This is a genomic window from Halopseudomonas sp., from assembly GCF_036960865.1.
Taxonomy (GTDB): domain Bacteria; phylum Pseudomonadota; class Gammaproteobacteria; order Pseudomonadales; family Pseudomonadaceae; genus Halopseudomonas.
Genome location: NZ_JBALWE010000001.1, coordinates 185238 through 211995, shown reverse-complemented (window position 1 = coordinate 211995; position 26758 = coordinate 185238). Strand labels below are relative to the sequence as shown.

The 26758-nt window shown below is 59.6% G+C and carries 28 protein-coding genes; 13 read left to right on the top strand and 15 right to left on the bottom strand.

Annotated elements, in window-relative coordinates:
* Positions 1-10: 10 nt before the first annotated feature.
* A complete protein-coding gene (locus V7747_RS00945; RefSeq protein WP_335614188.1) occupies positions 11-2521 on the top strand; it encodes a TonB-dependent receptor in 2511 nt (836 codons plus the stop codon).
* Between the two features lie 43 nt (positions 2522-2564).
* On the opposite strand, the gene V7747_RS00940 is transcribed toward V7747_RS00945, so the two are convergent.
* The 4 genes from V7747_RS00940 to V7747_RS00925 all read right to left on the bottom strand — a co-directional run bounded on the left by V7747_RS00940 (position 2565) and on the right by V7747_RS00925 (position 6969).
* Positions 2565-3296 carry a TerC family protein gene (locus V7747_RS00940; protein ID WP_335614187.1) on the bottom strand — a complete coding sequence of 244 codons (732 nt, stop codon included), beginning with the start codon at positions 3294-3296 and terminating at the stop codon, positions 2565-2567.
* 128 nt (positions 3297-3424) lie between these two features.
* On the bottom strand, positions 3425-4312 hold the full coding sequence (locus V7747_RS00935) for an SDR family NAD(P)-dependent oxidoreductase (RefSeq protein WP_335614186.1): 888 nt from the start codon (positions 4310-4312) through the stop codon (positions 3425-3427).
* A gap of 132 nt (positions 4313-4444) precedes the next feature.
* On the bottom strand, positions 4445-5551 hold the full coding sequence (locus V7747_RS00930; RefSeq protein WP_335614185.1) for a DUF2855 family protein: 1107 nt from the start codon (positions 5549-5551) through the stop codon (positions 4445-4447).
* 20 nt (positions 5552-5571) lie between these two features.
* Positions 5572-6969, bottom strand: a complete 1398-nt coding sequence (locus V7747_RS00925; RefSeq protein WP_335614184.1) for an NAD(P)-binding protein — start codon at positions 6967-6969, stop codon at positions 5572-5574.
* Positions 6970-7079: 110 nt separating this feature from the next.
* Here V7747_RS00925 and V7747_RS00920 point away from each other — a divergent pair, with 110 nt between their 5' ends.
* Positions 7080-7691 (top strand): TetR/AcrR family transcriptional regulator, encoded by a 612-nt coding sequence (locus tag V7747_RS00920; protein ID WP_335614183.1) that lies wholly within the window; start codon positions 7080-7082, stop codon positions 7689-7691.
* A 43-nt stretch (positions 7692-7734) separates the two neighbouring features.
* On the opposite strand, the gene V7747_RS00915 is transcribed toward V7747_RS00920, so the two are convergent.
* Positions 7735-8397: a DUF4142 domain-containing protein gene (locus tag V7747_RS00915; protein WP_335614182.1), complete on the bottom strand. Its 663-nt coding sequence runs from the start codon at positions 8395-8397 to the stop codon at positions 7735-7737.
* Between the two features lie 70 nt (positions 8398-8467).
* Positions 8468-8767, bottom strand: coding sequence for a hypothetical protein (locus V7747_RS00910; RefSeq protein ID WP_335614181.1), 300 nt, complete (start codon positions 8765-8767; stop codon positions 8468-8470).
* Positions 8768-9100: 333 nt separating this feature from the next.
* On the opposite strand from V7747_RS00910, the gene V7747_RS00905 reads away from it, so the two are divergent.
* The 5 genes from V7747_RS00905 to V7747_RS00885 all read left to right on the top strand — a co-directional run bounded on the left by V7747_RS00905 (position 9101) and on the right by V7747_RS00885 (position 14194).
* Positions 9101-10072 (top strand): NAD(P)H-dependent flavin oxidoreductase, encoded by a 972-nt coding sequence (locus tag V7747_RS00905; protein WP_442909162.1) that lies wholly within the window; start codon positions 9101-9103, stop codon positions 10070-10072.
* Between the two features lie 65 nt (positions 10073-10137).
* Positions 10138-10614 carry a winged helix-turn-helix transcriptional regulator gene (locus V7747_RS00900; protein ID WP_335614180.1) on the top strand — a complete coding sequence of 159 codons (477 nt, stop codon included), beginning with the start codon at positions 10138-10140 and terminating at the stop codon, positions 10612-10614.
* Between the two features lies 1 nt (position 10615).
* A complete protein-coding gene (locus V7747_RS00895; protein ID WP_335614179.1) occupies positions 10616-11350 on the top strand; it encodes a 4'-phosphopantetheinyl transferase family protein in 735 nt (244 codons plus the stop codon).
* Positions 11351-11462: 112 nt separating this feature from the next.
* Positions 11463-12797: an SEL1-like repeat protein gene (locus V7747_RS00890; RefSeq protein WP_335614178.1), complete on the top strand. Its 1335-nt coding sequence runs from the start codon at positions 11463-11465 to the stop codon at positions 12795-12797.
* A 173-nt stretch (positions 12798-12970) separates the two neighbouring features.
* On the top strand, positions 12971-14194 hold the full coding sequence (locus V7747_RS00885) for a 3-hydroxyacyl-CoA dehydrogenase (protein WP_335614177.1): 1224 nt from the start codon (positions 12971-12973) through the stop codon (positions 14192-14194).
* 74 nt (positions 14195-14268) lie between these two features.
* On the opposite strand, the gene V7747_RS00880 is transcribed toward V7747_RS00885, so the two are convergent.
* Genes V7747_RS00880 through purM form a run of 3 tightly spaced genes read right to left on the bottom strand, consistent with a single transcriptional unit; the run spans position 14269 to position 16763 of the window.
* Positions 14269-15024 carry a DUF3108 domain-containing protein gene (locus tag V7747_RS00880; protein ID WP_335614176.1) on the bottom strand — a complete coding sequence of 252 codons (756 nt, stop codon included), beginning with the start codon at positions 15022-15024 and terminating at the stop codon, positions 14269-14271.
* A gap of 10 nt (positions 15025-15034) precedes the next feature.
* The gene (purN, locus tag V7747_RS00875; protein ID WP_335614175.1) at positions 15035-15694 is read right to left on the bottom strand and encodes a phosphoribosylglycinamide formyltransferase; all 660 of its coding nucleotides are present in this window, start codon (positions 15692-15694) and stop codon (positions 15035-15037) included.
* A 4-nt stretch (positions 15695-15698) separates the two neighbouring features.
* Positions 15699-16763 carry a phosphoribosylformylglycinamidine cyclo-ligase gene (purM, locus tag V7747_RS00870; RefSeq protein WP_335614174.1) on the bottom strand — a complete coding sequence of 355 codons (1065 nt, stop codon included), beginning with the start codon at positions 16761-16763 and terminating at the stop codon, positions 15699-15701.
* A gap of 220 nt (positions 16764-16983) precedes the next feature.
* On the opposite strand from purM, the gene V7747_RS00865 reads away from it, so the two are divergent.
* The 3 genes from V7747_RS00865 to hda all read left to right on the top strand — a co-directional run bounded on the left by V7747_RS00865 (position 16984) and on the right by hda (position 20112).
* Positions 16984-18141 (top strand): DUF2066 domain-containing protein, encoded by a 1158-nt coding sequence (locus V7747_RS00865; protein WP_335614173.1) that lies wholly within the window; start codon positions 16984-16986, stop codon positions 18139-18141.
* Positions 18142-18289: 148 nt separating this feature from the next.
* Positions 18290-19399 (top strand): AI-2E family transporter, encoded by a 1110-nt coding sequence (locus tag V7747_RS00860; RefSeq protein WP_335614172.1) that lies wholly within the window; start codon positions 18290-18292, stop codon positions 19397-19399.
* Entirely contained in the window at positions 19399-20112 is a 714-nt protein-coding gene (gene hda / locus V7747_RS00855; RefSeq protein ID WP_335614171.1) for a DnaA regulatory inactivator Hda, read from the top strand. The genes V7747_RS00860 and hda overlap by 1 nt, the downstream gene beginning before the upstream one ends.
* A gap of 1 nt (position 20113) precedes the next feature.
* Here the strand turns inward: hda and V7747_RS00850 are convergent, their stop codons facing one another.
* From V7747_RS00850 to arsC, 3 genes are read right to left on the bottom strand one after another with little or no spacing between them, the layout of a single operon-like run.
* The gene (locus tag V7747_RS00850; protein ID WP_335614170.1) at positions 20114-20530 is read right to left on the bottom strand and encodes a DUF2069 domain-containing protein; all 417 of its coding nucleotides are present in this window, start codon (positions 20528-20530) and stop codon (positions 20114-20116) included.
* Positions 20523-21140, bottom strand: a complete 618-nt coding sequence (wrbA, locus tag V7747_RS00845) for an NAD(P)H:quinone oxidoreductase (RefSeq protein WP_335614169.1) — start codon at positions 21138-21140, stop codon at positions 20523-20525. Before wrbA ends, V7747_RS00850 begins: the two co-directional genes overlap by 8 nt.
* Entirely contained in the window at positions 21137-21490 is a 354-nt protein-coding gene (arsC, locus tag V7747_RS00840) for an arsenate reductase (glutaredoxin) (RefSeq protein ID WP_335614168.1), read from the bottom strand. Before arsC ends, wrbA begins: the two co-directional genes overlap by 4 nt.
* Positions 21491-21594: 104 nt before the next feature.
* On the opposite strand from arsC, the gene V7747_RS00835 reads away from it, so the two are divergent.
* Genes V7747_RS00835 through V7747_RS00825 form a run of 3 tightly spaced genes read left to right on the top strand, consistent with a single transcriptional unit; the run spans position 21595 to position 23602 of the window.
* The gene (locus tag V7747_RS00835; RefSeq protein ID WP_335614167.1) at positions 21595-22863 is read left to right on the top strand and encodes a YihY family inner membrane protein; all 1269 of its coding nucleotides are present in this window, start codon (positions 21595-21597) and stop codon (positions 22861-22863) included.
* On the top strand, positions 22863-23315 hold the full coding sequence (locus V7747_RS00830; RefSeq protein WP_335614166.1) for a TlpA family protein disulfide reductase: 453 nt from the start codon (positions 22863-22865) through the stop codon (positions 23313-23315). Before V7747_RS00835 ends, V7747_RS00830 begins: the two co-directional genes overlap by 1 nt.
* 14 nt (positions 23316-23329) lie before the next feature.
* On the top strand, positions 23330-23602 hold the full coding sequence (locus V7747_RS00825; RefSeq protein WP_335614165.1) for an acylphosphatase: 273 nt from the start codon (positions 23330-23332) through the stop codon (positions 23600-23602).
* On the opposite strand, the gene V7747_RS00820 is transcribed toward V7747_RS00825, so the two are convergent.
* Genes V7747_RS00820 through V7747_RS00810 form a run of 3 tightly spaced genes read right to left on the bottom strand, consistent with a single transcriptional unit; the run spans position 23603 to position 26618 of the window.
* On the bottom strand, positions 23603-24172 hold the full coding sequence (locus tag V7747_RS00820; RefSeq protein WP_335614164.1) for a lytic transglycosylase domain-containing protein: 570 nt from the start codon (positions 24170-24172) through the stop codon (positions 23603-23605). It lies immediately after the preceding gene.
* Between the two features lie 5 nt (positions 24173-24177).
* Positions 24178-24885 (bottom strand): hypothetical protein, encoded by a 708-nt coding sequence (locus V7747_RS00815; protein ID WP_335614163.1) that lies wholly within the window; start codon positions 24883-24885, stop codon positions 24178-24180.
* The gene (locus V7747_RS00810; protein WP_335614162.1) at positions 24885-26618 is read right to left on the bottom strand and encodes a proline--tRNA ligase; all 1734 of its coding nucleotides are present in this window, start codon (positions 26616-26618) and stop codon (positions 24885-24887) included. Before V7747_RS00810 ends, V7747_RS00815 begins: the two co-directional genes overlap by 1 nt.
* Positions 26619-26758: the final 140 nt, after the last annotated feature.

The following is a 26758-nucleotide window of genomic DNA, read 5'->3' as shown; positions in this document are numbered from 1 at the left end:
GGAGAGTGCGATGAGCATCCGCAATACCCGCTTTGGACTATCCCCGCTGGCGCTGGCTGGTCTGTTGATCAGTGGCAGCCTGCAAGCCGCTCCCATTACCCTGGACCTGCCGGCCCAGCCATTGGCGTCATCACTTACCGCTTTGGCGCGCCAGGGTGGTATGCAACTGCTGTTTGACGAAACCCAGACACGCCAAGTTCAGGCGCCGGCGCTTGCGGGTGCCTATGAGCCGGTTGTGGCGTTGCAGCACCTACTGCAGGGTTCCGGTTTTGAACTGGTGCCGGCGGGCGAGGGTTACGTGGTCCGCCCGCTGGCGGATACCAGTACCGGGATTACGCTACAGGCGCTGACGGTAGTAGGTAACGGCGTGCAGGTGAACTCGAGCAATGTGGGGCGCTCCACCCTGACGCGGACCGACATCGAACGGCAACAGGCCAACAATGTGCCGGCGCTGTTGCAGACGCTGCCGGGCGTCAACATGGGCGGCTCGGTCAAGCCCGGCGGGCAGACGCTGAACATCTGGGGTCTGGGTGATGCCGAAGATGTGCCCTTCACCCTGGATGGCGCGCAGAAAAGCGGTTTTGAGCGTTACCAGCAGGGCACGATTTTCATCGAGCCGGAGCTGATCAAGAGCATCGAGGTCGAGAAGGGGCCGCACTCGGTGTTCAGCGGCAACGGTGGCTTTGGCGGCACCGTGCATATGGAAACCCGTGATGCCACCGATATGCTGGAAGAAGGACGCAACACTGGCGCGCTGGTCAAGTACGGGTACCAGAGCAACGACCAGCAGCAGACCTACAGCGGCGCGGTCTATGGGCGCACTGACGACGGTCTGCTCGATGGCCTGTTTTACCTCAGCCACCGCGACAGCGACGACATCAAGCTGGCGGGGCACATCGACCAGGATGAAGGCTATCTCTACCCCAAACGCTATCCCTTTACCGCGCAGAACCAGGACTCGGTACTGATCAAGGGTAACTTCCACCCGACCCTGGAACACAGTTTTGGCCTGACTTACAGCCGTACCAAGAGCGAACTGCGTTCGCCATTCAGTGCGGTGACCTTCCTGGTGCCCAGTAAATACTCGATTGACCGCTACGGCAGCCTTGAAGCGGCGATGAACCGGCTGATGTCCAACCGCGAGTTGGTGGATACTACCTGGGCGGGTAAATACCAGTATCAGCCGGTGGATAATCCGCTGGTGGACCTGGAGATCACCTACTCGCTGTCGGATACCGAGCAGACCGATACCCGCGATGACGATGCCAGTTACAGCTCGTCGACCGGCGGCAAGTACATCAACACCGCCTACCGCGACAAGGTGCTGGAAGCACGCAATATCAGCCTGTTCGACACCGGCCCGTTGGAGCACGAGCTGACGGTGGGGACTCAGTGGCGCGAGCACACGCGCGACGTGCTCATGTACCTGCCCACCTACGACAGCAACCCCGACTACAACTACGGCTGGTACCAGCCGCAGTTCATGCCGCGAGGCCAACAGGACACGCGCAGCGCCTACCTGCAGGACGCCATCACCCTTGGCGCTGTGACCATTACGCCTTCGTTGCGCTTTGATCATGTGCGTAACCAGGGCGAGCGCAATCTGGCCGAGCGCTATAACAACCCGGACCTGAATCACGATTACCGCTCGCAAACCTATTCCGGCTGGTCGCCAAGGCTGGCGATCTTCTGGCGCGCCACCGATCAGCTGGGACTGTTCTTCGATTACGCGAAAACCTGGCGTGCCCCGGTGCTGGATGAACAGTACGAGGTGCAGAGCAGCTCTACCTTTGGTGGCACCAGCCGCGATCTGGATGCGGAAAAAATTCGCGGGCTGCGGGCCGGGGCGGTGGTCAGCTTGCCGGAGCTGATTGTCAGCGGGGACAACCTGCAGATTCGCGCCACTGCGTACCACAACAAGATTGAAGACGAGATATTCAAATTCCGCTCGGTTGCCTGCGCCGCGCAGGCCGAGAACGGTGGCTCGATTGCCGACAACTGCGGCGATTTGCTGCCGCTGTCCAACTACCGCAACCTGGAAGGCGCGACCATTCGAGGCTTTGAGGTAGAAAGTTTCTACGACAGCCGCCGCATTTTCGCCAGCCTGTCCTACTCCTGGATGGAAGGCAAACACAAGGGCGCCTACAGCAACCCCTGGGCGGCGGACGTGTGGGCGCGGGATATTCAACCGGTCAAGTGGGTGGCGCTGCTGGGGGTGAAAATCCCGGAGATTGACGTGCACGCCGGTTGGCAGGGCGAGTTTGTGCGCAAGACCGATCGCCTGCCGAGTGATCTCTACAGCGAGACCGGCGAGCTGTACTGGAATCACTATGGCAACGACAGTTATGACGTACACCGCCTGTTTGCCGATTGGGCGCCTCAGCGCGGCGCGCTCAAGAACGTGAGTGTCAACCTGACCGTCGACAATGTGCTGGACCGCTTTTATCGTCCAGCGCTCTCGGGTGACAACGCCTATTCGCAAGGCCGTAACGCCAAGCTGAGTCTGAGCTACCGCTTCTGAGCCGGCCTTCTGCGCAGCCGGGTGCCCCCGGCTGCGCAGAAGGTTATTCCGCCGACCGCTTGCGCTGCGCTGCGGTGCGCACGCGAATATTGATGGCCTCAACCGCCAGCGAAAACGCCATGGCAAAGTAGATGTAGCCCTTGGGTACATGCACGTCAAAGGCCTCGGCGATCAGCAGGGTGCCCACTACCATCAGAAACGACAGCGCCAGTACCTTGAGCGAGGGATGCTTTTCAATGAAATTGCTGATGCTGCCGGCCGCCAGCATCATCACCAGCACTGCAATGACGATAGCCGCCACCATCACGGCCACCTCATCCACCAGCCCCACCGCCGTAATCACCGAATCGAGCGAAAACACGATATCGATGATCGCAATCTGCAGCACGATACTCACAAAGCCGGCGCCCTTGGGCGTGGCGCCTGTGGCGCTGTGCTCGGGCCCCTCCATGCTGTGCCAGATTTCGGTGGTGCTCTTGAACAGCAGGAAAAGGCCACCGAAAAACAGGATCAGATCTCGGCCGGAGACGCCTTCGCCCAGTACCTGAAACAGATCGGCGGTCAGGCGCATGACCCAGGCAATACTCAGCAGCAACAGAATGCGCGTACCCATTGCCAGTGCCAGTCCAATGAAGCGTGCTCTGGGCTGCTGCGCCTTGGGCAGGCGGCTGACGAGAATGGAGATGAAGATGATGTTGTCGATGCCGAGGACGATTTCCAAGGCAGTAAGGGTGAGGAAAGCAACCCAGATATCCGGGCTTGAAAGCCATTCCATGATGCGGTCGATCTCGCGTGCGGTGACGCCTGGGATTCAGGCGAGCCAGTGTCGCACGGCGGCAAGTGGGCGGTAAGTGGCGCAGAGAAAAATAGTCTGGCGCCGGCCGCGGCCGGCGCGCAGCAGCTTTAGCCGAAGCGGATGACCTCCTGGTCAAGCACGCCTGCCAGCAGGGGGCTGGCGGCCGCGCGCTCAAACGCGGCGTCAATGGCTTTGGCGCGTGCCTGGGTGCTGGGGCGGTAGTTGGGATGGGTAAAGATGTACAGCTCTTTGGCTTTCAGTGCTTCAACAACGCGCTCACCGACGATCTCGACCGGCAGGCCGTTGTCGATGATCTTCTGCATGTGCGCCGCCATCGCCGCCTGCTGCGGGGTAGCCTCACGCTGGGCGGCCTCGGTTTTGTAATCGCTTTGCATGTTGCGGCTGGACAGGTTGATACGGGTTTTGACGAACGCCGGGCAGAGCACTGACACCTGAATGTTGTGTGGCTGCAACTCGGCATACCAGCTCTCTGACATGCCGACCACTGCGACCTTGCTGGCGGTATAGGCGCCGCCGTAAGGCACGCCGCCCATGCCGGCCATGGACGCGACGTTCAGCAGCCAGCCACCTTCATGGTGCTGCTTGATCAGCGGCACCATGACCTGGGTGCCGTTGATGACACCCATCAGGTTGACATCCATCACCCAGCGCCACTGGTTGTTGTCTGTCTGCTCGATGCCACCGGTACCGCCACCGACGCCAGCGTTGTTGACCAGCATGTGAATCTTGCCGAAGCGAGCCAGCGCCTGCTTGGCCAGGGCCTGCCAATCGTCCAGACGAGTAACGTCCATCTGTGCCGTGAGTACCTCGATGCCGGCCTGCTGCAGTTTGTCTTCGGCGAGTTTCAGCTGGTTGCTGTCGATATCACCCAGCACCACCTTCATACCCTGTTTGCCCATGGCCATGGCAATACTAAAGCCGATACCTTCGGCACCGCCGCTGATGACGATGGTCTTGCCTGCAAACTCGCTCATGTTGTGCTCCTTGTTATGGGTCTCGGGGCTGGTCGCAAAGGAACCCAATTTGCGCTTGTGCTGCAGCCGGGGTACAGCATTATCGGCTTCCATTATTCTGCGGCATAAGCGTTCGAGCCCCGTCGCTGGTGTTCAGACGGCTGACTTGAGCTGGATGATTACACCTTCGTCAGCGGCGACCTGACCCTGGCAGACGGCGGGGTAAATCGCGTCCAGGCCATCCAGCCCCTCTAGTGTTTTGACCTTTAACCACTGCCGGCTCCAGTTGGCCGAAGCATGTAAAAATTGCTGGCTGCGTTCGGCAAACCCCTCTGGGCCCCAATCCTTCAGGCGTTGTTGAATATGGCCAGGCGCGAAGAAGAACTCGCTGCGCTCAGCGCTGATGCCGGAGGCGTTCTGGCTTTCGTCCCAATGGGTCAGGCCCACGTTGATACAGTACGCCAGCTTTTCGCCAAGGTGCTGGTTCAGCGCCTGCAACAAGGCGCCGTTGCCCGACATGTCGACGATAACGCTGGGAATGCTGTTGTCGATGCTGCTGAGTTGCGCGTAATCCACGGTGGCGTCGTAAATCTTCAGTTGTTTTACCAGCGCCAGGTTACGGCTGGAGGTGAGGGCGATGGCCGCCGGTGCGTTCGGGTCCTGCGCCAGAGCAAACGCCAGCCCCATACTGGTTTTGCTTGAGGCACTGAGGATGATCACCTGCTCGGCGCCGTACCAGCCCTTGGCCTGCAGTGCGTCCCACAGACAGAAGGAGGTGATGTGCAATGGCCACAGCAGCATGCGCTCCGGCTCGCTTGCCGGGTCGTAGTTCGGCTCGTGTAGTACGCGACTGTAGCTGTTGTAACCCGGCGGCAGTTGAGCGCGATGCGCGCTGCCGTCCATTAGCCGTGTGTCTGACACGTGGGTCGGCTGCATGATCAACTGAGTGGCCGGTGGGAAGTAGCCAAACAGGCGCTCGCCCACTGGCAGCTCGGCGCAGCGCGATTCGGTCACATCGGCAAAGCCCCACACCGGAATCACACCCCAGCCTTCATTTTGCTCGCCAACCGGTGGGAAGAACTGCCAATAACCCAGCTTGTTGCCGGCAGCGGCATAGGTAATGTTGTTGGCGGTGAAGGAGAAGCTGTCGACGGCCAGGCGCACCTGGCCGTCACTCAGTTGCGCCTGTTCTTCTTCAGCGCTGAGGGTGACCCGTTGGCGGGTCATGAAGTTGTCTTTGCGAATCTGAAATTGCTGCATGGTTTGGCCTGTTCTAGTGGTTAGTTGATTTCAGTCAGAAAGCGCTGAAGTTTCATCATCGCTGGGGCTGAGTTTTCACGCATGCGCGTCAGAATAGCCTGTTTTGCTGCGTCATCCTTGCTGGCGCTGCGGATCAGCCTACCCATGCCGTCCAGTCGGTTGGCGAGCAACCAGTCGCGCAGATCGTCAACCTGTGACCACTGATGCTGGTTCATCATCAGGGCCGCCATCATGCGAAGCCAGTCGGTATCGTGGTTGGGCAGCGGCACCACCGAGCAAATACGGTTCTTTTCGGCCTCGTCGCTGTAGCAGGCTTCAACGTGCGCAATAAAGGCAGCGCTGAACACCGGTTGATAGGAGCGCACGGTCTGCGGGGTGATGAGGTTGCCCTGAAAGACCTTTTTGATTGCCAGATTGGTGATCGCGGTGGCGGAGCAATCGATATGCAGGCTATTGATTGAGGTCGGGATGCTGCCCTGTTCAAGCACGATCTGATCGGCCTGCAGGTGGGTTATCCGGCCCTTGCGCACCACATTCTTGATGCGACGCAGTTGCTCCAGCTCCAGCTGGCTGATGGTCGCCCCGTGGAACATTTGCGGTTTCACCTTTCGGTCGATGCGCAGCAGCACGCCGGCCTGCTCCAGCCGGTCAAACAGGTCATCGACCGACTCGGCCTTGGCGATGGCTTCAAACTGGCTCGCCACGGCGCCTATGGTGTGCTGGAAGAACTCCTCGCCCGGCTGGGTGTTGCGGCGGTCGAGCAGCCAGGCATCACGCGAGACGATCCAGCAGATGCGGTCCGGGTCGACCTGATGTTCCAGCAACCATAAGCAGGCATCGATACCGGTCTTGCCGCCGCCGATGACCACGTAGTTGTCAGCCGGGCTTTTGACCTTGGGTAGGTCGTTGAGCGGCATGAACTGCACACCGGGGTCGATATGGAAGCTGGGTGTGTGGTTGGCCGGCACACTGGTCTTCAGGTAGGTAGCATCTACGGTTTTGCGCGTGTTGGCGCGAAAACGCTGGCCGGTCAGGTTGTGCTCGAAGAGGCCTTCACCCAGGTAGGTACACATCGGGAAGTACTGCACGCGGCCGCTGGGCAAAAACCGATGGCGCATTACATCATCGAAGTAAGCGAGCACTTCGGCTCCGGAGGCGAGGTCGCCCAGCCCCTTGTTTAGTCCCACCTCATCCTTGCGACCCTTGCTCAGCTCGCGGGAGCTAACGCCATAGAACGCCGACGGCTGGTGCAGGGTGACGAAGGGGTAGGCAATGTTCCAGTGGCCACCGGGTTTCTGATGCTGATCGACCATGATAATGCTGGCATCTGACTCGGTCAGTAGGGTATCGGCAAAGGCCATGCCTACCGCGCCGCTACCGACGATCAGGTAATCCGCTTGAAGTTGTTGTTCGCTCACGGTGTTTACTCCTGTTCCCGACGGAATTCGATTGAAAGAAAATTTGCATAACAGTGTTATGTTTGACAGAGAGTATAACGTTGTTATGCAAAGTCAAGTACAATCGCCGGATGAATGATTCGAAACGCAATATCCTCAACGCTGCCTCTGAGTTGTTCCTGCGCGGCGGCACCGCTGCGCTGAGCGTGCGGGCCATAGCAACCAAGGCCGGCGTGTCAACCATCGGCATATATAGTCACTTTCAGGGTAAGCAGGGCATTCTCGATGCGCTGTTTATCGAAGGTTTCACTGCGGTCATTACGGCGCTGGCGGTGGACGAGCTGAGCTGCGACCCACGTGAGCGGGTGCTATTGGCCTCACGTCGCTATATGGATACCGCCGAAGAGTATGAGCCGCATTACGGCCTGATATTTGGCAAGCTGGATGACAGCTATCAGCCCTCGGAAGAGGCGCGAACGGTCGCCGCTGCCGGCTTTGCGCGACTGACCGAGGTGGTGGGCGGCTTGCTGCCAGCCGATGCGCCTACCGGTGCCCGCGCCGATGTGGCGGTGCAGACCTGGGCATTGATACACGGCTTTGTTGGGCTCAAACGCCACGCAGTGGCTGAGCTGATCGATATGGGCTGCTGGAAGGAACGTGCCATGGAGGCGGTGGAAATTCTGGTAGATGGCATTATCAGCCGCTGGCACCAAGCAGGGTCACCAGCGGAGGCGCCGCGCTGAAAGCCGGTTTCACGGGCGGGTTTCAGCGGCCTTCGGCTGCAGCTTATTGTGGCTGGGCAGGCTGGCGGCCTGCCAGCGATTGCGCCTGTTCCAGATGGGCTTGCAGATCAGGTAGGGTAGCTTCAGCAAAGCCGACGATCTGCTCATTTGCTATCTGTGCGGCGCGGTTGTAGAGCGCTATGGCTTGCTGATGGGCCACGATCTGATTTTGCAGGTAGGCCTGATCAAAGTCCTTGCCGTCCCGTAGTTTCAGCAGCAGTTGCTCGGCTTGGGCGCTGAGCTGCGGGTCTTGCTCGGTCTCGATCTGCATTCCTGCAGCCAGTGCTTTCAACTGATCGTTGTTGTCACGGTGCGCGTCGAGCATTGTTTGGGCGTAGCTTTGGACCTCGGGCGTACCTTGCTCCAGAGCCAGTTCGGCAGCATCAATGACGGCCATGTTTTGCGCACTGGCCTGGCTGAAGAATGTCTCCACGCCAACGCCCATTTCGTCTCCAGCGTCGTTGAAGGTGCCTTTGGTGTCGGCACTGCCGCCGCTACCGGTAGTCCCCGGCATGCCGGTTGGGCCACTTTGTTCAACCCGGTCGTCGCCGCCAACCATGGGGTCGGTCTCGGTCCCTTCGACGGCGTGAACGCTCGCCACGGCCGCACTTAACAGTAGTAGTGTGGCTGGCAGTCGCAGGCTACGGGATAGGCTAGGTGTGGGCATGGTCGCTCCTGTGTTGGGGGGTACGGTAAACGTGCCCCGCCACGGTGAGCGGGGCATTCAGGCGTGCCTGTTACTGCGCGGTGGCGCCGCCACCGATAGGACCGTCCGGACCGTCAGTGGTAGCGTCAGGGCGCTTGTTAGCGCTGCCCATTTTGTCGCTGCCCACAGTACCGGCTTCGACTTCATCACCAGCGTCCCGTTGACCGGGCAGGCGCTCTTCGGTTTTGTCTTCACCTTCCTGGCCGGTGTTCACGCCGTTTTCGTACGTCTTGCTGTGCTCGTCCCCGTGATTGCCGGCAGAAGCAGGCATTGCGCCCATCAGGGCCACGGAAAAAAGGGCAGTGCTCAAAAGCTTCAAGTGCGTATTCATATGCGGTCTCTCCTTAATAAGGGTGCACTGTAATGGAGCGTCGCAGAACGCCAAGAGTTCAACCGGATTTTCATCGGTGCTGGCTGAAACGCTGGAAAAAAGGGCAGTGCCGCAAGTGATTGCAGTGACTGATAAGAAGACGGTGGGTCTCTGGGATGGGCTCTGAGCGTGCGTGTTCGGCAAGCAGCGCGCGGTCTGCAGGCGTGTGCAAAGGGACACAAATTGTTACCAGGCTTGCAATTTTTGCCTGCAGAAACTAGCTTCTGTATCCGAAGCTAATTTCTGCAGGGCGAATGCCGTGCGCTCTCACCAATCGACAGAGGCAGGATTACATTGAAAAACCGCATAACAGAACTCTTTGGCATTCAGCACCCGATCATCCAGGGCGGCATGCACTTTGTCGGCTTCGCGGAGCTGGCTGCGGCTGTCTCCAACGCCGGTGGCCTGGGCACTATTACCGGTCTGACCCAGCGCACTGCGGCGGACCTGGCGAACGAGATTGCCAAGTGCCGGGAGATGACCGACAAGCCATTTGCGGTCAACCTGACCTTCCTGCCGACCGTTAACTCGCCGGACTACCCCGGTTATATCGACGCGATCATCAAGGGCGGCGTGAAGATCGTTGAAACCGCTGGGCGGAGTCCGCAGGAATACATGCCGGCCCTGAAGGACGCCGGTATCAAGGTGATTCACAAGTGCACCTCCGTACGTCACGCGCTGAAAGCGCAGTCGATTGGTTGTGATGCCGTGTCGGTTGACGGCTTCGAGTGTGGTGGTCACCCCGGCGAAGACGATATTCCTAACATGATTCTGCTGCCGCGCGCCGCAGAAGAACTGGAAATTCCCTTCGTCGCCTCTGGCGGCATGGCCGACGGCCGTTCACTGGTCGCCGCTATCGCCCTGGGCGCCGAAGGCATGAACATGGGTACGCGCTTCATCGCCACCCAAGAGGCACCGGTGCACGAAAACGTGAAGCAGGCCATTGTGGCCGCCTCCGAGCTGGACACCCGTCTGGTCATGCGTCCGCTGCGCAATACCGAGCGCGTGCTGAACAACGCGGCAGTCGAGCGCATCCTCGAGAAGGAAGCGCGTCTGGGCAAAGACCTGAAGTTCACCGATATCATCGATGAGGTGGCTGGTGTTTATCCCAAGATCATGAAGGATGGCGATATGGAGCTGGGCGCCTGGTCCTGCGGCATGGTGGCGGGTCTGATCCACGACGTACCAACCTGCCAGCAGTTGATCGACAACATCATGAATCAGGCCGAAGAGATCATCCGCGCTCGCCTGGCCGGCATGCTGTAACAGTCGCCCGGTGAACCAACCCGTGGCGGGCTCTTGGTCCGCACGGGTCTTGGTGGAGAAACAGCATGTCCCGAACACCGCTTAACCATATGGACTGCAGCGTTGCGCAGACGCTGGATATTGTCGGCGAGTGGTGGTCGCTGTTGATATTGCGCAATGCCTTTCACGGCATGCGTACCTTTGATGCCTTTCAAAAGCAGTTGGAGATTTCCAGCAGCGTACTCAGTGCCCGGCTGAAAAAGCTGACCGAGGCCGGGGTGCTGAAAAAAGTCCCCTGCAGTGAAGACAAACGCTCCTTTGAATACCGTCTGACGCCGGCTGGCATGGACCTGTATCCGGTGCTGATCGGGCTGATGCAATGGGGCGAGAAGTGGCGACCCAATGACCGCGGCCAGCGCATGCTATTGCTGGAAAAGGCCACGGGTGAGCCGATTCATGGCGCCGAGGTACTGGCCAGTGATGGGCGCCCGCTGAAGGCTTGGGAAGTACAGCCAGTCGCCGGGCCTGGCGCGGACGAACACGTTTATGAGTTGATCGGCTAAGATGCTCAATGCGCCTGCGTTGCTGTTGTGCGAGTACGCTGCGCAGGCTGAGCTGGAGCCGGCTGGCGGCTGGCAGTTGGCAGACGCCCAAGCACAGCAACGTGTTCAACAATTCACCAATCCCGCCGCGCGCACCCGCTTTGCACTCAGCCGCTTGCTGCTGGCAAAGGCCACAGCGCAACTGCTTGATGACACGACCGGGTGGCAGCTGCAAACGCAGGAAAGTGGCCAGCCGGTGCTGCGCAGCCCAAGCGGGCAAATCAATCTGAGCATCAGTCACACCCAGGGGTTGGTGGCTTTAGCCATGGCACCGGCAGGGCAGTGCATTGGTGTTGATGTCGAGGCTTGGGCGCGGCCCCTGCGGTTGCAGACGCTGCTCGCCGCCAGCATGAGCCTGGAAGATGCCCAATGGTGCCGGACACAGCCGTCGCCAGAGCAGGCGTTCCTTCGCCACTGGACGCTTAAGGAGGCTTACCTCAAGGCGCTGGGCTGCGGGATCGCGGCAGATCTTGGCGGGCTCTCCTTTGCCGTTGGCGAGCAGGGCATTCATCTGTGTAGAACGCCCTATCCTGACGAGCGATACTGGCTGTTTGCACAACCCTCGGTACTCACGGAGCACTGCCTCTCGTTAGCGAGCGCCAGCCCGTTTCCGATCGACGCAGCATGGCAGCAAAGCTCGACAGATCAGTCGTTGCAGCTACCCGGCTGCAAGGTAAACCTGTTGCGCTTGCACTGAGTCGGTTGGCCGTTCAAGGCTTCAATCTGCAGCCCGCTGCGCTATTATCCGTGGGCGCTCAGCGCCGCAGGTGCTGAGCAGTTACTGATTACGTCACAGGGATTTGCCTTTTATGAAGACCACACCACTGTTTGCTGCCGCGTTACTGAGCTGCGCACTGAGCATGCCTCTCGAGGCTGCAGAACACGCCAAGAACCCCAGCAGCGGCGCAAGCGCCGCCCAGCTCCAGCCCAAGGCTGACGCTGGCAACGCGGGAGCCCAGCGCGAGCTGGCCGACCGTTATTACGATGGTGACGGCGTGGAGCAGTCCTACGTCTTGGCAGCGCAGTGGTACGCCAAGGCTGCAGAGCAGGGTGATGCCGTAGCGCAATTTGCACTGGGCTACATGTACGACGAAGGGCAGGGTGTGGCGCTGGATGACAGCCGCGCGATTGCGCTCTATGCCCAGGCCGCAGAGCAGAACCATCCCGGCGCGCAATACAACTTGGCGCTGATGTACGACGTGGGTGAGGGTGTTGCGGTCGATGACTTGAAAGCGATCGACTGGTATTGGCGCGCGGCCGAGCAGGGCCACGCTGATGCCCAGTACAATCTGGCACTGATGTACGACGAAGGCGAGGGCGTACCGGTCAACGACGAAAAGGCGCTGCGATGGTACCTTCGCGCGGCCGAGCAGGGGCATGCCGATGCCCAGTTCAATCTGGCGCTCATGTATGACATGGGCGAAGGGACTCCAGTGAACGACCGTGAAGCCGTGCGCTGGTACACCGCGGCCGCCGAGCAGGGCGACGCCACCGCCCAATACAACCTTGCCCTGATGTATGACGAGGGTGAAGGTGTGCCGGTAAACGACCAACTGGCTGTTGAGTGGTACCGCCGCTCAGCGGAGCAGGGCGACAGGGACGCGCAGTACAACCTGGCGTTGATGTACGACGAAGGCGAAGGTGTGGCGCTCGACGATGCGGAAGCGCTCAACTGGTATACCTTTGCCGCTGAGCAGGGCCACGTTTCGGCTCAGTACAACCTGGCCATCATGTATGACGAGGGTGAAGGTACCCGCCAAGACAACAAGGCCGCCATCAAGTGGTACACCGCGGCGGCGGAGCAGGGCAACAAGGACGCGCAATACAACCTGGCGGTCATGTACGACGAGGGCGAGGGTACTCGCGAGGACAACAAGGCGGCGATCAAGTGGTATGGCGCCGCCGCGCAGCAGGGTGAGCCCAGTGCCATGTTCAATCTGGGCATCATGTACATGAATGGCGAGGGCGTTCGTACCAATCCGCGGATGGCTTACCTGCTGTTCTCGCTTTGTGCCGCGCAGGGGCTGCCGGACGCCCGTGAGGCACGTGAACTGATGGCTGAGCGCCTGAGTCAGGCCGAGCTGGCCACAGCACAGCGCGCCGCCGCCGAGTGGCAACTGGATACCCCGCTCCCGGCGTTGTAACGGATGCCTCAGGGACGACGGGCTTATTCACTCTGTGAATGACATCTATCAGCGTATAGGGTTTTTAATCGGGCGATATTTTGCGTAATGTATCGCTCCTCGGAAAATAGGCCCACGGGTCACTTCGGTTGGACCGCCTGGCGGTCATTCATTTCATTTTGGAGGTAGCTGCGATGGCTTCTTTTGAGGGTATCAAGCGGGTTGGCGTTATTGGTGCAGGCACCATGGGTCGCGGTATCGTGATGAACTTCGTGAACGCGGGTTATCCCGTTACCTGGCTTGACGTTAACGCCGAGATGCTGGAAAAGGGCCTGGCGGATATCGCCAGCGTGTACAAGCGTTCTGTAGCGCAGGAGCGTTTTGATGACGCTGAAGCGCAGGCCCGCATCGGCCGCATCAGCACCACCCAGAACTACGCCGATCTGGCTGAAATGGACCTGGTGGTAGAAGCGGTCTATGAAAACATGGACCTGAAGAAGAAGATTTTTGCCGAGCTGGACAAGGCGGTACAGGCCTCTGCCATTCTGGCCACCAACACCTCCTATCTGGACATCGACGAGATTGCCTCGGCGACTCAGCGGCCGACCCAGGTTTTGGGTCTGCACTTCTTCAGCCCGGCGCACATCATGAAGCTGCTGGAAGTGGTACGCGGTAAAGCCACTGCCCAGGACGTCATGGACGCCTGTCTGGCGGTCGGCAAGAAAATCGGCAAGGAAGCGGTCCTGGCCGGTAACTGCCACGGTTTCATCGGCAACCGCATGCTGGAAAAGTACTCACGTCAGTCGCGCGAAGTCGTGCTGGAAGGCTCCACTCCGTGGGAAGTTGACCAGGCGCTGCAGGGCTTCGGTATGGCCATGGGCCCCTACCGCATGTACGACGTAGTCGGCGTTGACCTGGGCTGGCGCTCACGTCAGCTGGCCGGTATCGGTCGGGGTGAGCCGATTGTCTGGCTGGACAACAAGCTGTGCGAAATGGAGCGCTTCGGTCAGAAGAGCGGTCACGGCTTCTACAAGTACGAGGCAGGCAGCCGTCAGGCAATCCACGACCCGGAAACCGACATGATGGCCCGTGAAGTGGCCGAAGAGGCCGGTTACACCGCCCGCGATGTGTCTGCTGACGAGATCGTCACCCGCTGCATCCTGGCACTGGTCAACGAAGGCGCGCGTATTCTGGATGAAGGCTATGCCGAGTCGGCCGAGGATATCGATCGCGTTTATCGCTTCGGTTATGGCTTCCCGGCTGAGCGCGGTGGCCCGATGGCCTACGCTGATAGCCTGGGTCTGGACAAGGTGCTGGCCGAGATTCGTGCGTTGGAAGCGGAGCGCGGCGAGTTCTGGAAGCCTGCTGCCGGCCTGGTAAAACTGGCCGAAGCCGGTGGTACCTTTACCAAGGCCTGATGATCAGGCTGAAAAAAAACGCATCAAGGTGATCCTTGATGCGGTTTTTTTGTGCCTGTCGTTTGAGTGGCTGCTCAGTCTGCCTTGACCGGCGTGCCAACCACGTTCTGTCCATCCATGGTCGCCTCTTTCAGCATGATCTGGTACTGCTGGCCGTCGGTTTCAATCTGGCTCAGCCGCACCAGCAGGTAGTTCCAGTCCTTGGCAAACCAGAGGGTCGTTTCGCGTTTGGCATCGGGTTCGCGCACGCGTTCGACTTCAATGGCATCGAACTGGCCTACGCGGGTGGTGACCCGATCCTCACCGACCACATGGAAGTGGTAGTCCTCTACCTCGTCGCCGTCTACAACGCGGTAGTGCATATCCTGTTTGCCGGCCATCAGGTCCTGTTGCAGGGCGAGCTGGTAGGTCGTCTTGTCGAGCAGGTTGGGCTCGGTGGGTAGCTCGAAGGCTTCCTCCTTGTAGGTGCCGCTGACCAGGCCATTATCCCAGTCGAAGCGCTGGCGGATTTCCTTGCCGCTGCCCAGTCCCTTGCGTTCGTAGTGATAGCTTAGCGGCTGGATTGCACCATCCTGTTGGCGCAGGGTACTTTGCTCAACCAGCTTGGCGACGAACATGCTGGCGGTGAAAGACAGGTTCCAAGTGCCGTCAGCGTTGGCTTCCAGGCTATGCAGCGCTTCGCCGTTGACCGGTATGCGCTTCATGTCGGCGGCGTAGCTGGCGCTGAAGGGAACCAGCGGTGCGGCGCTGGCAAAGCTGGCGCTCAGGGTCAGCGCAAGGCCGAGCAGTGAGCGGGTGAGGCGGCGTGAAAAAGCGGGGCTCTGATGCATCAGTGTCGTCTCATATGCCGGATTCAAGGTCTTCCAGTCTTAGTCCACTGGGCGGTATGGGCTTGCCATCAAGGCACGCCCGATCATCGTTCAGTTGCAGCCGACCTGCGGCAAACCAGCGGGTTGCCAGCGGGAACAGGCGATACTCCAGTTGCTGTACCTGCGCTGCAAGGCTGACGGCGTCATCATCGGGGGTGATCTTTACTCGTCCCTGCACAATCAGCGGTCCGCCATCCAGCTCTTCGGTCACAAAGTGAACCGTTGCGCCGTGCTCCACATCGCCGGCGTCCAGCGCGCGCTGGTGCGTCTGCAAACCTTTGTGCTTGGGCAACAGCGAAGGATGAATGTTCAATAGCCGGCCACGATAATGTTTGACGAAGTCAGCTGTGAGAATACGCATGAAACCGGCCAGCAGCACCAGGTCTGGTGCAAAGGCGTCTATTGCGCTCGCCAACGTCTGATCAAAGGCCTCGCGATCGGCAAAGTCGCGGTGACTCAGTACCTGCGTGGCAATGCCGGCTTTTTCCGCGCGCTGCAACCCGAAGGCATCGGCCTTGTTGGCGACCACGCCGACGATGCTCGCCAATGCATCCTGTTCGGCCAGATAATCAATCAGTGCCTGCAGGTTGGTGCCTGATCCCGAGATCAGCACCACAATACGGCAACTCACAGGTTCAGTTGCCGCGTTGCAGTACGACGGCTTCGCCGCCCTCGTTACCGGCCTCGATGCGACCGATGATCCAGGGTTGCTCGCCAGCATCGCGCAGTACCTTGAGAGCGTCTTCAGCAGCGTCGGCGGCTACACAGATGACCATGCCCACGCCACAGTTGAGCACGCGGTGCATCTCGGTCTCGTCAACGTTACCCTGCTCTTGCAGCCAGTTGAACACGGCCGGTCGCTGCCAGCTGTCCAGATCAATGCAGGCGCGGCTGTCGGCAGGCAGCACGCGGGGAATGTTTTCCAGCAGACCGCCGCCGGTAATGTGAGCCATGGCCTTGACGCTTCCGGTCTGCTTGATCAGTTGCAGCAGGGCCTTGACGTAAATACGGGTGGGCGCCATCAGCAGTTCGCTCAGTGGCTTGCCGTCCAGGCTGGTGCTGTTGATATCGACGCCGGCGACTTCAATGATCTTGCGGATCAGCGAGTAACCGTTGGAGTGGGGGCCGGAGGAGGGCAGGGCGATCAGAGTATCGCCGGCGGCAACCTTGCTGCCGTCGATGATCTCGGCCTTTTCTACTACACCGACGCAAAAGCCGGCCAGGTCGTAATCTTCGCCCTCGTACATGCCGGGCATCTCGGCGGTCTCGCCACCAACAAGGGCACAGCCAGCCAGCTCACAGCCGGCGCCGATGCCGGTGACCACCTGAGCGGCGATGTCGATGTTGAGCTTGCCAGTGGCGTAGTAGTCGAGGAAGAACAGCGGCTCGGCACCACAGACAATCAGATCGTTGACGCACATGGCGACCAGGTCGATACCGATGCTGTCATGAATGCCCAAGTCCATGGCGACGCGCAACTTGGTACCGACACCGTCGGTGCCCGATACCAGTACCGGCTGCTTGTACCCTTCAGGGATCTCGCACAGGGCGCCAAAGCCACCCAGGCCGCCCATTACTTCCGGGCGAGCAGTGCGCTTGGCAACGTGTTTGATGCGATCAACCAGCGCATTGCCGGCAGCGATATCAACGCCGGCATCTTTGTAGCTGATAGAGGGTTTGGACGGCGTCTGGCTGCTCATGGCGTGGTCTCAAGCTGTGCAAAAATAGTGGCCGATGCGGGTGCTGCCGCCTTCCGGCCGGGATAGCGCGCTAGTTTAGCAATTCATGCTGGTCAGAGCCATGCCGGCGCAACTTTCTGCGCCGCAGTTGCCGCCTTCACGAGGCTTGTTTAATGTAGGAACTTAATTCCTGCTGGTGCGTTGCTTGCCGGCGCATTGTCACCCTGATGGACATCTCCCCATGCTGCTGTTCCGACCGCTTCTGTTTACCCTGTTGTTTGTCTTGCCACTGATGTCTCGTGCTGCGGTGCTGGAAGCGCTGTATCAGGTAGATGTGCCGCCAGCCGAGGGCGCGCAGCAGGCAGTGCAACTGGATACCGCTACCCGTGTCATGTTGCAGCGCCTGGCCGGTAGCGAGGTCGATTTTGACAAGGGGCCGTTGGCGGCGGTGATGGCTGAGCCCAGCAGCGTGACACGACGCATCGGTGCGCTTGACGAGGCCGGCGGCATGCAGGTTGAGTTTGATCCGTTGCTGCTGCGCGATGCGCTGGCCAGGGCTGATGTGCCTATGCTGGGCCGCAATCGGCCGGGCATTCTGGTGTGGGCTGTGCAGTCAACTACCCTCGGCGATGACTTTCTGTTGTCTGGCAGTGAGATGGGGCAGGCGCTACGTGATGCAGCACGTTATCGCGGCGTGGCGCTGATGCAGCCATTGGCCGATCTGCAGGATCGCACCAGCGTAACGGAAGCCGATGTGCTCAAGGCGGAAAAAAGCGTCTTGCAGGAGGCCAGCGAGCGCTACTCGTCTGAGGGCATGCTGGCCTTGCAGGTAAATCAGCAGGAGTCGGTCTGGGCTTTGCAGTGGACGGTCTGGCTGAATGATAAAGAGGCCACCGGCAAGGCGCAGTCCGAGGATCCGCGCGAGGCGGCAGATCAGTTGATGCAGGCGCTGGCCGATGCGGTGTTTGCACAATACGCGGTGACCAGTGTGCCCGGCGATCAGGTAACCGGCTGGCGTCTGCATATCCGTGGCGTAAACGGTCTTGACCAGTTCTCGCGGTTGCAGCGGATGTTACAACAGATGGGTACCCAGTCTGTCCCGCAGTTGGTGTCGATGCGCGGCGATGAGGTGATTTTTACCTTTGATTTTCCGGGTGACGAGGCGCAGTTACAGCGCATGCTGATGCTCGATCAGCGGTTGGTTCCGGTCGAGCCTCCCTCAGAGCCGACACCTGCGGTGGTCGCGTCGGGGCCGGAGACAGCTGTCGATCCAGGCGATACAGTGGCCGCGGTGACGCCGGCAAACGCTTCGGCGGATCCGGTCCCGGCGGCAGCCGACCCAGTAGTGCCAGCTGCGCCACAGGACACGCGCAAGTCACTTTACTACCGCTGGCGATAGGTTATTCTGCCGGGCATGAGGCTTGGCAATCGCCGGTCAGGCCTGTGCCAGAGGGCGTTGATGCTGACCCCTCTGATAATGCTGTCTTCATGTGCCAGGCGCCCGCGCGGCTGACCCGGTGCGGCTACTCGCTAAGGATGGATGCAATATGACATCGGATTACCGCTGGTACTGGGCCGCTGGTTTCGTCCTGTTGATGACGCTGGTTTACTTTCTGCAACCGATTCTGTCGCCGTTTCTGATTGGTATGTTGCTGGCCTATCTTGGTGATCCGCTGGTTGATCGCCTTGAGAATCACGGGTTGTCGCGCACCCTTGGGGTGGTGGTGGTGTTTGCGGTCGCCAGCAGTATTCTGGTGATTGCGCTGATTATTCTGATACCCATGCTGGGGCATCAGATCGAAACCCTGCGTGAAAATATTCCCGCGATGATCGACTGGTTTCATAACCGAGCGCTGCCCTGGGTAGAGGCCAAGCTGGGTATAGCGGTCAGCGAGTTCCGCCTTGATGCTGTCCGCGAGGGCCTAAAAGAACACCTGGGTCAGACCACCAGCGTGGTTGCGGCGGTGATCGCCAAGGCGACCAAGTCCACCATGGCGCTAATGACCCTGGCGGCCAATCTGGTGATGATCCCTGTTGTCAGTTTTTACCTGCTACGCGACTGGGATCTGATCGTTGCGCGCTGCCGCGACATGATTCCCCGCCACCATGAGCCTTTGGTTGCCAAGCTGATGCACGACTGCGATGAGGTGCTGGGCGCCTTTATTCGCGGGCAGTTGCTGGTCATGGGTTGCCTGGGCGTCATTTACTGGCTTGGGCTGTGGATGGTAGGGCTGGAATTGGCCTTGCTGATTGGCCTGCTGGCGGGGCTGGCCAGCATAGTGCCTTATCTGGGTTTCTTTGTGGGTATTGTTGCTGCTCTGCTGGCAGCCGTTTTTCAGTTTGGCGATCTGTTCCATCTGATTGCCGTGGTTGCCGTGTTCAGCGTTGGCCAAATGATTGAAGGTATGGTGCTGACGCCCCTTCTGGTGGGGGATCGCATTGGCTTGCACCCGGTCGCGGTAATTTTTGCGATCCTTGCCGGCGGGCAACTCTTTGGTTTTGTTGGTATCCTGCTCGCCCTGCCGCTGGCTGCTGTGATCATGGTGCTGTTGCGGTACTTTTATCAGCGTTACCGCGAGTCTGCCGCTTACGGCAAGCCTTTGGTGGCAGCAGATGTGAATGACGCAGTGGAGTCGAGCGAGGTGGAAGAGAAGTAATGGCAGGCGGGCAACCGATACAGCTACCGCTGGGCATCAAGCTGCGCGACGAAGCGACATTCGCCAATTACTTTCACGGGCCGAATGATGCTGTGGTGGCCGCCGTTCGCGACTTTGCCGATTTGCAGCAGCAGCCGCAGGACAGCTGTCTGTACCTGTGGGGCGCTGAGGGCTCCGGCCGCTCACACTTGCTGCAGGCAGCCTGTCACGCTGTTGCTGATTCTGATGGGTTGGCCATGTACCTGCCATTGGATGAGCTGGCGGATGAGTCGCCCGCGCTGCTCGATGGCATGGAGTCGGTCGAACTGCTTTGCCTTGACCAACTGGATGCCGTTGCCGGTCGGCCGGCGTGGGAAGAGGCGTTGTTCCACTTATATAACCGCTTGCGCGAGCAGGGCGGTCGCCTGTTGATTGCTGCTGGCGCTGCGCCACGAGCACTGGATATCGGTTTGCCTGACTTGGTGTCACGACTTGGCTGGGGATTGGTCTTTCAGCTTCAGGCGTTGGATGATCAGGGTAAGCAGGAGGTGTTGAAGCTACGGGCTGCGCAGCGAGGCCTGCAGCTCAATGACGAAGTTGCGCGCTACATTCTCAGTCGTGGTGCGCGGGGCATGGTGGAGCTCTTTGCCGCGTTGGAGCGATTAGATCAGGCCTCCCTACAGGCTCAGCATCGCTTGACGATTCCCTTCGTCAAGCGCGAGATGGGCTGGTAGGTCAGACGGTAGGTTCGCCCTGGCGCACCCGCTGCGCCTGGAATGACCAGCGCACAAAGTAAAGCGCGGCAACAAAATAGAGCACGCTGAATCCGCTCATGAACAGCCCATAGTTCAGCCGCCCTGGCTGAAAGCAGATCAATACTCCCTGAATAAAATACAGATTGATGGCGAAACACAGCCAGGCATGGGTGCGCACGTGCCCGCTCAGCATTCCAGGTAGAAAGATCAGCAACGGCAGTAGCTGAACGCCGATGATGATGACTGGGTTGGCGCCGTGCAGGTCAGCGATGAACAGGTTGTAAGCCAGCATGCCGAGTATCAGACCAAGATAACCTGCCAGTGAAATCCATCGGCTGATGGTGATGCGCGGCTGCAGGTAGCTCAGTCTGGGAAGCAGTTTGGGGGCTTTAGACACGCGCCGCTCCCGCTTCCAACTGCCGGGTGATACTGGCCACACGTTTGCCCAGTGCCACACAGAGGTCGGTCTCATGCTTGTCCAGCTTGCGGTTGCCTTGGCTGCCGGCATGATGGCTGGCGCCGTAGGGCGTGCCGCCGCCCTGGGTTTCGGTCAGTGCGGCCTCAGTGTAGGGCAGGCCAACCAGCAGCATGCCGTGGTGCAGCAGGGGTAATTGCATCGACAGTAGTGTCGCTTCCTGACCACCGTGCAAACTGGCGGTGGAGGTGAATACCGCGCCGGGCTTGTTGCACAGGCTGCCAGCCAGCCACAGGTTGCTGGTGCCATCGATGAAATACTTCATGGGGGCGGCCATATTGCCAAAACGGGTGGGGCTGCCGAGTATCAGGGCGGCGCAGTGCTTCAGGTCTTCTTCGCTGCAGTAGACGGCGCCTTCGGCCGGCACGGCCGGTAGCGTGCTGGTGGTCTCTGCGGAGACTGGCGGTACGGTGCGCAGTCGCGCTTCCATACCGGTCTGCTCGATACCATGGGCGATCTGCCGGGCCATCTCTGTGGTAGCGCCGTGGCGGCTGTAGTACAACACCAGTACATAAGGTGAGGCTGCGCTCATGCGAACAGCTCCAGCACTTTCTCTGGCGGCCGGCCGATCACTGCTTTGCCGTCGCGGACCACGACGGGGCGCTCGATCAGGCGCGGATAATCGGCCAAGGCTTGCACCAATTGCGCCTCGCTGAGCTCAGGGTTATCAAGATTGAGCTCCTTGTAGACGGCCTCGCCCTTGCGCATAAGCTCGCGCGCACTCATGCCCAGCAACTGCAAAAGCTCACTGAGTTCGGCATTGTTCAATTGGTCGTCGATGTAGCGAACGACTTCGATGTCTGCACCCTGGTTTTCCAATAGTTCGAGTGCCTGGCGCGATTTGGAACAGCGCGGGTTATGGTAGATAGTGACCTGTGACATGCTTTTCTCCTTGGCGAGTGGGCCAGTTGCGTGAAGCTGGGTGGCCTAAGCGGATGATGGGGTTTATTCTAAGCGTTAATGTACCGGGCTGTCAGGGAGCTTGAATGCCGCGTCAACTGAATGTGTTCCTGCACTTTTGCCGCCATCTTTTGCGCCGCTTCAGTGAGGATCACTGTATCAAGAATGCGGCGGCGCTGACCTACACCACTTTATTTGCCGTAGTGCCGGTGATGACCGTGGCCTATGCCATGCTGGCCGCCATCCCGGCCTTCGATCAGGTGGGTGGCCAGGTGGAGGAGTTTATCTTCAATAACTTCGTCCCCTCTACTGGTGCTGCCCTGCGCGAATATCTCGGCGAATTCTCGACTCAGGCACGACAACTCACCGGCGTCGGGGTGGCGCTGCTGATGGTGACGGCGCTGATGATGCTGGTAAATATCGAAAAAGCCTTCAATGCCATCTGGCGCATCCGCCAGCCCCGCCGTGGGTTGTCGAGCTTTCTGCTGTATTGGGCGGTGCTGAGTTTGGGGCCGTTGCTGTTGGGCGCCGGTTTTGTGGTGAGTACCTACCTGGCGTCCATATCGTTTCTGCGTGAGGGTGTGGTCCTGGGGTACGCCTGGCAAGTCGTGTTGTACTGGCTGCCGCTGCTGCTTAGCATTGCCGCGTTTACTCTGCTGTTCGTCGCCGTACCCAACACCCGGGTGCCGCTGCGCCATGGATTTATTGGTGGTTTGCTGGTGGCGCTGTTGTTCGAAGGAGCCAAGGCTTGCTTTGCGCTCTACGTCAAACTGTTTCCCGGTTACCAGCTGATCTACGGCGCCTTCGCCGCAGTGCCCATCTTCCTGCTGTGGATTTACGTCAGTTGGATGATCATCCTGCTGGGTGCCGAGGTGGTCAGCAATATGGGTAGCGGGTCCGCCTGGCGTCGTCCTGAACACCCCTGGATGATCAATCTGCTGGTGGTGCTCCGCGTTTTCCTGCAAGCGCAGCGCGAAGGCAAGCAGGTGGACATGGTGCGGGTCAACGACGCTGGCTGGACCCTGCATGAGGAGCAATGGGTACGCCTCACCGAATGGCTGGAAGCGGAACAGATCATTATCCGTACTCAGCAGGGTTGCTACGTGCTCTGTCGTGATCTGGCGACCTTGGAGTTGTCGACGCTACTCGAGCGTATGCCCGAGCCTATACTGACCAGTGAGCAACTGCCGGCCGCAGTGGTGGGTGCGGGTGACTGGTATCCGGCTTTCAGCGAAGCGCTGGCCGAGGCTGATGCGAAGCGGCGCGCGGCGATGCAGGGTAGCGTCAAGCATTGGCTGATAGACCCGCAGCCGGTTGTAACCAAGCCGCAAAGAGCGGCTGACGGAGTGTCTTGATGTTGTTTGTACGTCGCCCACTAATGATGGCTACATTGGCTTTTTTGCTTGCGGCTTGCGAGCCTGCTGGCTGGATTGATCAGCATGGCAGCGAAATAACCGATGATGCCCTGCGTGGTCACCGGACGGTGGTGAATTATTGGGCGCAATGGTGTGCACCCTGCCGTACCGAGCTACCCGAATTGAATCGCTTGGCCGGGGATTTTCCCGACGCCAGGGTCATCGGTATCGACTTTGATGGCGCGACTGGGGAGCGACTGCTTGCTGCGAGCGAGAAAATGGGTATCGAGTTCTCCGTGCTCGGGCACGACTTTGCCGAATCTCGCGGGTTGGCCAGGCCGGAGGTGCTTCCCACGACTTATATCCTAGATGAGCAGGGCACGTTGCTGCATACCTTGCATGGCCCGCAGCACTACGATGATATAGCGCCGCTGCTGGCGCCTGGGAACTAACCGGCGAGGTGACTGTGAGTACAATCTGCATACAGGTCGTGGTGAGCGGCAAGGTGCAAGGGGTCGGTTTCCGCCAAGCAACGGTGCGGAAGGCTCTACGGTTGTCGGTCGACGGCTGGGTCCGCAATCAGGACGATGGCAGCGTCAGCGTGCTGCTCTGCGGTGAGTCCGCGGCGGTGGAATCGATGGTCTCCTGGCTGCGTCAGGGGCCGGACAGTGCGCAGGTGAAAGAAGTGGCGGTGAGCGCTTGCGCTTGGCAGGACATCGCCGGCTTTGTGCAGCTGTGATTACTCGTTGACGTACCAGTAGGTATACCAGTAATCGAGCACCTTGTCGGGGTAGCGATTGCTGCCAAGACTGCCGTTATAGCGGGCAAGAGCGCGGCGCAGGTTGCCGTGCTCCTTGTCGAGGTAGAACTTAAGGATCGCGCACCCGTAGCGCAGGTTGGTGGCAAGGTCGATCAGGTTGTCGTCTGGACGACCCAACTCGGCCTTCCAGAACGGCATTATCTGCATAACTCCCTGAGCGCCAACGCTGGATAGGGCGTATCGGTCAAATAGGCTTTCCGTATGCATTACCGCAATCACCAGGTCCGGTTTGAGCTTGGCTTGACGGGCCTCGCGGTGAACCAGGCGTAGCATCGTCAGACGCTCCTCTTCATCTTTTATGAAGGGGGCGAGGCGGGTGGACATGTCGAGCAGCCAAACCTCAGCGTCGAAGCGGTCGTTGAAGCTTTCGGCTTGGGCTATTGTGCGCATAAGCGCGGCTTTCAGTTCCGGGTCGACCTGTTCTGTTGTTGCAGCATGGCCGCTGCCGCTGAGCAGAATGAGTATAAGCGTCACGGTCCGTGTGAGCATGGCAATTACTCGCCTGGTGTGGCTTCGCCCAGGGCTTGGATGAAGTCCCCCTGCAACTGGGGATCGCCGGTGGTCAACAGAATCAACATGTTTTCCAGCTGACTGGACTCCTCGTTGAGGCCGAGCTCAGCCAGGCGTTGGACGCGGAAAACCCACTGATTTACGTCATCCTCTTCCAGATTGTCGTAAATCAGCTGCTCGGCTTCTTGCAGCTTGCCGCGCAGGTCACGATCAACCAGCAGAGTGGTTTCGGTCTGTACGCCGGGGCCAGCACTGGCGCTAAGCGTGATGACCCGAACCTCGTCGAAGTTGAGCCCCACAAAGTCTTCATCCAGCAGGTTCAGCCTGAACTGGCCGTCCTGGTCGGTCTGACGACTGATCCGCACCTCACCCACGGCGAGGTCGACCAGTTGGTTGGCCCAAGGCAGGCTCTGGAACTGATCCTGTTGGTCCAGTTGGTTGCCGGTGCTATCAAATTGGGTCAGGGTGAACAGGCGGCTCTCGGTGACTTTGATGCTGCGATGTGGCGTATCCATTACACGCTGCTCGCCAGCATCAATATGCAGGCTGTGGCTGACCAGTTCGCGTTCGATACGACCGCTCGCCGTTTCAGGCGAGGGCGCTGGCTGGGTTGCGCAGGCTTGCAGCAGCGCAAACGCCGTACCCGCCCAGATAAGGCGGGCATAGGTCAAAGTGTTAATTGCCGTGTTCATCAGGCGCGCTGCAGTCGAGCCAGCAGGTGCTCAAGCATGGCGTCGGCACTGATGGTGGTCGCTTCCTGGTCGCGGCGGAACTTGTACTCCAGTTGGCCTTCAGCCAAGCCGCGATCACTGATGACCACCCGGTGCGGAATGCCGATCAGATCCATGTCGGCGAACTTGACGCCAGGAGAAACCTTCTTGTCACGATCGTCTAGCAGGACTTCAACCCCAGCCTTCAGCAGGCCGTCATACAGTGCTTGGGTTGCCTGCTGCACTGCTTCGGAGCTTTCCAGCTTCATCGGTATCAAAGCCACCTGAAAGGGTGCTAGTGCGTCTGGCCAGAGAATGCCACGGTCATCGTAGTTCTGCTCGATGGCCGCTGCGACCACGCGGGATACGCCAATGCCGTAGCAGCCCATAGTCAGGGTGGCGGTCTTGCCTTGCTCGTTGAGCACGGTGCAGTTCATCGCCTGGCTGTACTTTTGGCCAAGCTGGAAAATGTGGCCTACTTCAATGCCGCGCTTGATCACTAGAGTGCCATCTCCGTCAGGGCTGGCATCACCTTCCACCACGTTGCGCAGATCGGCGACTTCATCAAATTTGGCATCGCGTTCCCAATTGACGCCGGTGTAGTGTTTGCCGTCCTGGTTGGCACCACAGACAAAGTCGGCCAAGTGGGCGGCGCTGTGATCGGCGATCACCTTGATGTCCATACCGATAGGACCGATGGAGCCGGGTTTGCAGCCGACGGCTTCGACGATCTGGCTTTCAGCGGCAAGGGTCAGCGGCGCCTTGATGGCAGGATGGTTCTCTGCCTTGATTTCATTCAGTTCATGGTCGCCACGCAGTACCAGCGCGACCAGCGCCTGCGGCTTGTCTTCTTCCTCTGCTGCCAGAACGATGAGGGTCTTCACCGACTGGCTGGCAGGCAACTGCAGGAAGCTGCTGACCGCATCGATGGTGAACTGATCCGGTGTATCGACCAGTTTCTTGTCCTGGCTGGGTGCCGGGCGCTCGCCTTGTGGTAGCTGGGCGGTCGCTTTCTCCATGTTGGCTGCGTAGCTGCCGCTGTCGGAAAATACGATGGCGTCTTCGCCTGATTCGGCCAGGACATGGAATTCGTGCGAGCCTTCGCCGCCGATGGAGCCATTGTCGGCCACTACCGGGCGGAAATCCAAGCCAAGGCGGGTAAATATATTGCAATAGGCCTGATACATGCCGTCATAGGTTTGTTGCAGAGATTCCTGGCCGAGATGAAAGGAGTAGGCGTCCTTCATCAGAAACTCACGGCCGCGCATCAGACCGAAACGCGGACGAATTTCGTCGCGGAATTTGGTCTGAATCTGGTACATGTTGAGTGGCAGCTGTTTGTAGCTGGTGATCTCGTTGCGTGCCAGATCGGTGATGACTTCTTCATGCGTAGGTCCCACGCAGAAATCGCGATCGTGGCGATCTTTCAGGCGCAGCAGTTCAGGGCCGTACTGCTCCCAGCGACCGGACTCCTGCCACAGTTCAGCGGGTTGGATGGCGGGCATCAAGACTTCCAGAGCTCCGGCCTTATCCATCTCGTCGCGTACTACTGCTTCAACCTTGCGCAGTACGCGCAAGCCCATCGGCAGCCAGGTATACAGACCGGAAGCGATCTTGCGAATCATGCCAGCACGCAGCATTAGCTGGTGGCTGATGACGGTGGCGTCGGAAGGGGTTTCCTTCAGGGTGGAGATCAGATACTGGCTGGTACGCATGGGCGAGGCTTGTCCTGGAATTGCGGGCAGATATGGGCGGTATTGTACGATTGTGCCGAGGTGGCGTACAGCCTGCCCGATAGACTTGATTGGGTGATGCGTATCAATAAAAAAACCCGGCCGAAGCCGGGTTTTTTTAT

What these genes read in the sequence shown, in the direction of transcription:
- wrbA (WP_335614169.1), bottom strand. Translation starts at nt 21,140, where the DNA reads ATGAGCGCAGCCTCACCTTATGTACTGGTGTTGTACTACAGCCGCCAC.
- V7747_RS00930 (WP_335614185.1), bottom strand. Translation starts at nt 5,551, where the DNA reads ATGCAGCAATTTCAGATTCGCAAAGACAACTTCATGACCCGCCAACGG.
- V7747_RS00940 (WP_335614187.1), bottom strand. Translation starts at nt 3,296, where the DNA reads ATGGAATGGCTTTCAAGCCCGGATATCTGGGTTGCTTTCCTCACCCTT.
- purM (WP_335614174.1), bottom strand. Translation starts at nt 16,763, where the DNA reads ATGAGCAGCCAGACGCCGTCCAAACCCTCTATCAGCTACAAAGATGCC.
- V7747_RS00835 (WP_335614167.1), top strand. Translation starts at nt 21,595, where the DNA reads ATGCCGCGTCAACTGAATGTGTTCCTGCACTTTTGCCGCCATCTTTTG.
- V7747_RS00880 (WP_335614176.1), bottom strand. Translation starts at nt 15,024, where the DNA reads ATGCATCAGAGCCCCGCTTTTTCACGCCGCCTCACCCGCTCACTGCTC.
- hda (WP_335614171.1), top strand. Translation starts at nt 19,399, where the DNA reads ATGGCAGGCGGGCAACCGATACAGCTACCGCTGGGCATCAAGCTGCGC.
- V7747_RS00915 (WP_335614182.1), bottom strand. Translation starts at nt 8,397, where the DNA reads ATGCCCACACCTAGCCTATCCCGTAGCCTGCGACTGCCAGCCACACTA.
- V7747_RS00910 (WP_335614181.1), bottom strand. Translation starts at nt 8,767, where the DNA reads ATGAATACGCACTTGAAGCTTTTGAGCACTGCCCTTTTTTCCGTGGCC.
- V7747_RS00830 (WP_335614166.1), top strand. Translation starts at nt 22,863, where the DNA reads ATGTTGTTTGTACGTCGCCCACTAATGATGGCTACATTGGCTTTTTTG.
- V7747_RS00820 (WP_335614164.1), bottom strand. Translation starts at nt 24,172, where the DNA reads ATGCTCACACGGACCGTGACGCTTATACTCATTCTGCTCAGCGGCAGC.
- V7747_RS00860 (WP_335614172.1), top strand. Translation starts at nt 18,290, where the DNA reads ATGACATCGGATTACCGCTGGTACTGGGCCGCTGGTTTCGTCCTGTTG.
- V7747_RS00865 (WP_335614173.1), top strand. Translation starts at nt 16,984, where the DNA reads ATGCTGCTGTTCCGACCGCTTCTGTTTACCCTGTTGTTTGTCTTGCCA.
- V7747_RS00920 (WP_335614183.1), top strand. Translation starts at nt 7,080, where the DNA reads ATGAATGATTCGAAACGCAATATCCTCAACGCTGCCTCTGAGTTGTTC.
- V7747_RS00815 (WP_335614163.1), bottom strand. Translation starts at nt 24,885, where the DNA reads ATGAACACGGCAATTAACACTTTGACCTATGCCCGCCTTATCTGGGCG.
- V7747_RS00945 (WP_335614188.1), top strand. Translation starts at nt 11, where the DNA reads ATGAGCATCCGCAATACCCGCTTTGGACTATCCCCGCTGGCGCTGGCT.
- V7747_RS00810 (WP_335614162.1), bottom strand. Translation starts at nt 26,618, where the DNA reads ATGCGTACCAGCCAGTATCTGATCTCCACCCTGAAGGAAACCCCTTCC.
- V7747_RS00890 (WP_335614178.1), top strand. Translation starts at nt 11,463, where the DNA reads ATGAAGACCACACCACTGTTTGCTGCCGCGTTACTGAGCTGCGCACTG.
- V7747_RS00885 (WP_335614177.1), top strand. Translation starts at nt 12,971, where the DNA reads ATGGCTTCTTTTGAGGGTATCAAGCGGGTTGGCGTTATTGGTGCAGGC.
- arsC (WP_335614168.1), bottom strand. Translation starts at nt 21,490, where the DNA reads ATGTCACAGGTCACTATCTACCATAACCCGCGCTGTTCCAAATCGCGC.
- V7747_RS00900 (WP_335614180.1), top strand. Translation starts at nt 10,138, where the DNA reads ATGTCCCGAACACCGCTTAACCATATGGACTGCAGCGTTGCGCAGACG.
- V7747_RS00895 (WP_335614179.1), top strand. Translation starts at nt 10,616, where the DNA reads ATGCTCAATGCGCCTGCGTTGCTGTTGTGCGAGTACGCTGCGCAGGCT.
- V7747_RS00935 (WP_335614186.1), bottom strand. Translation starts at nt 4,312, where the DNA reads ATGAGCGAGTTTGCAGGCAAGACCATCGTCATCAGCGGCGGTGCCGAA.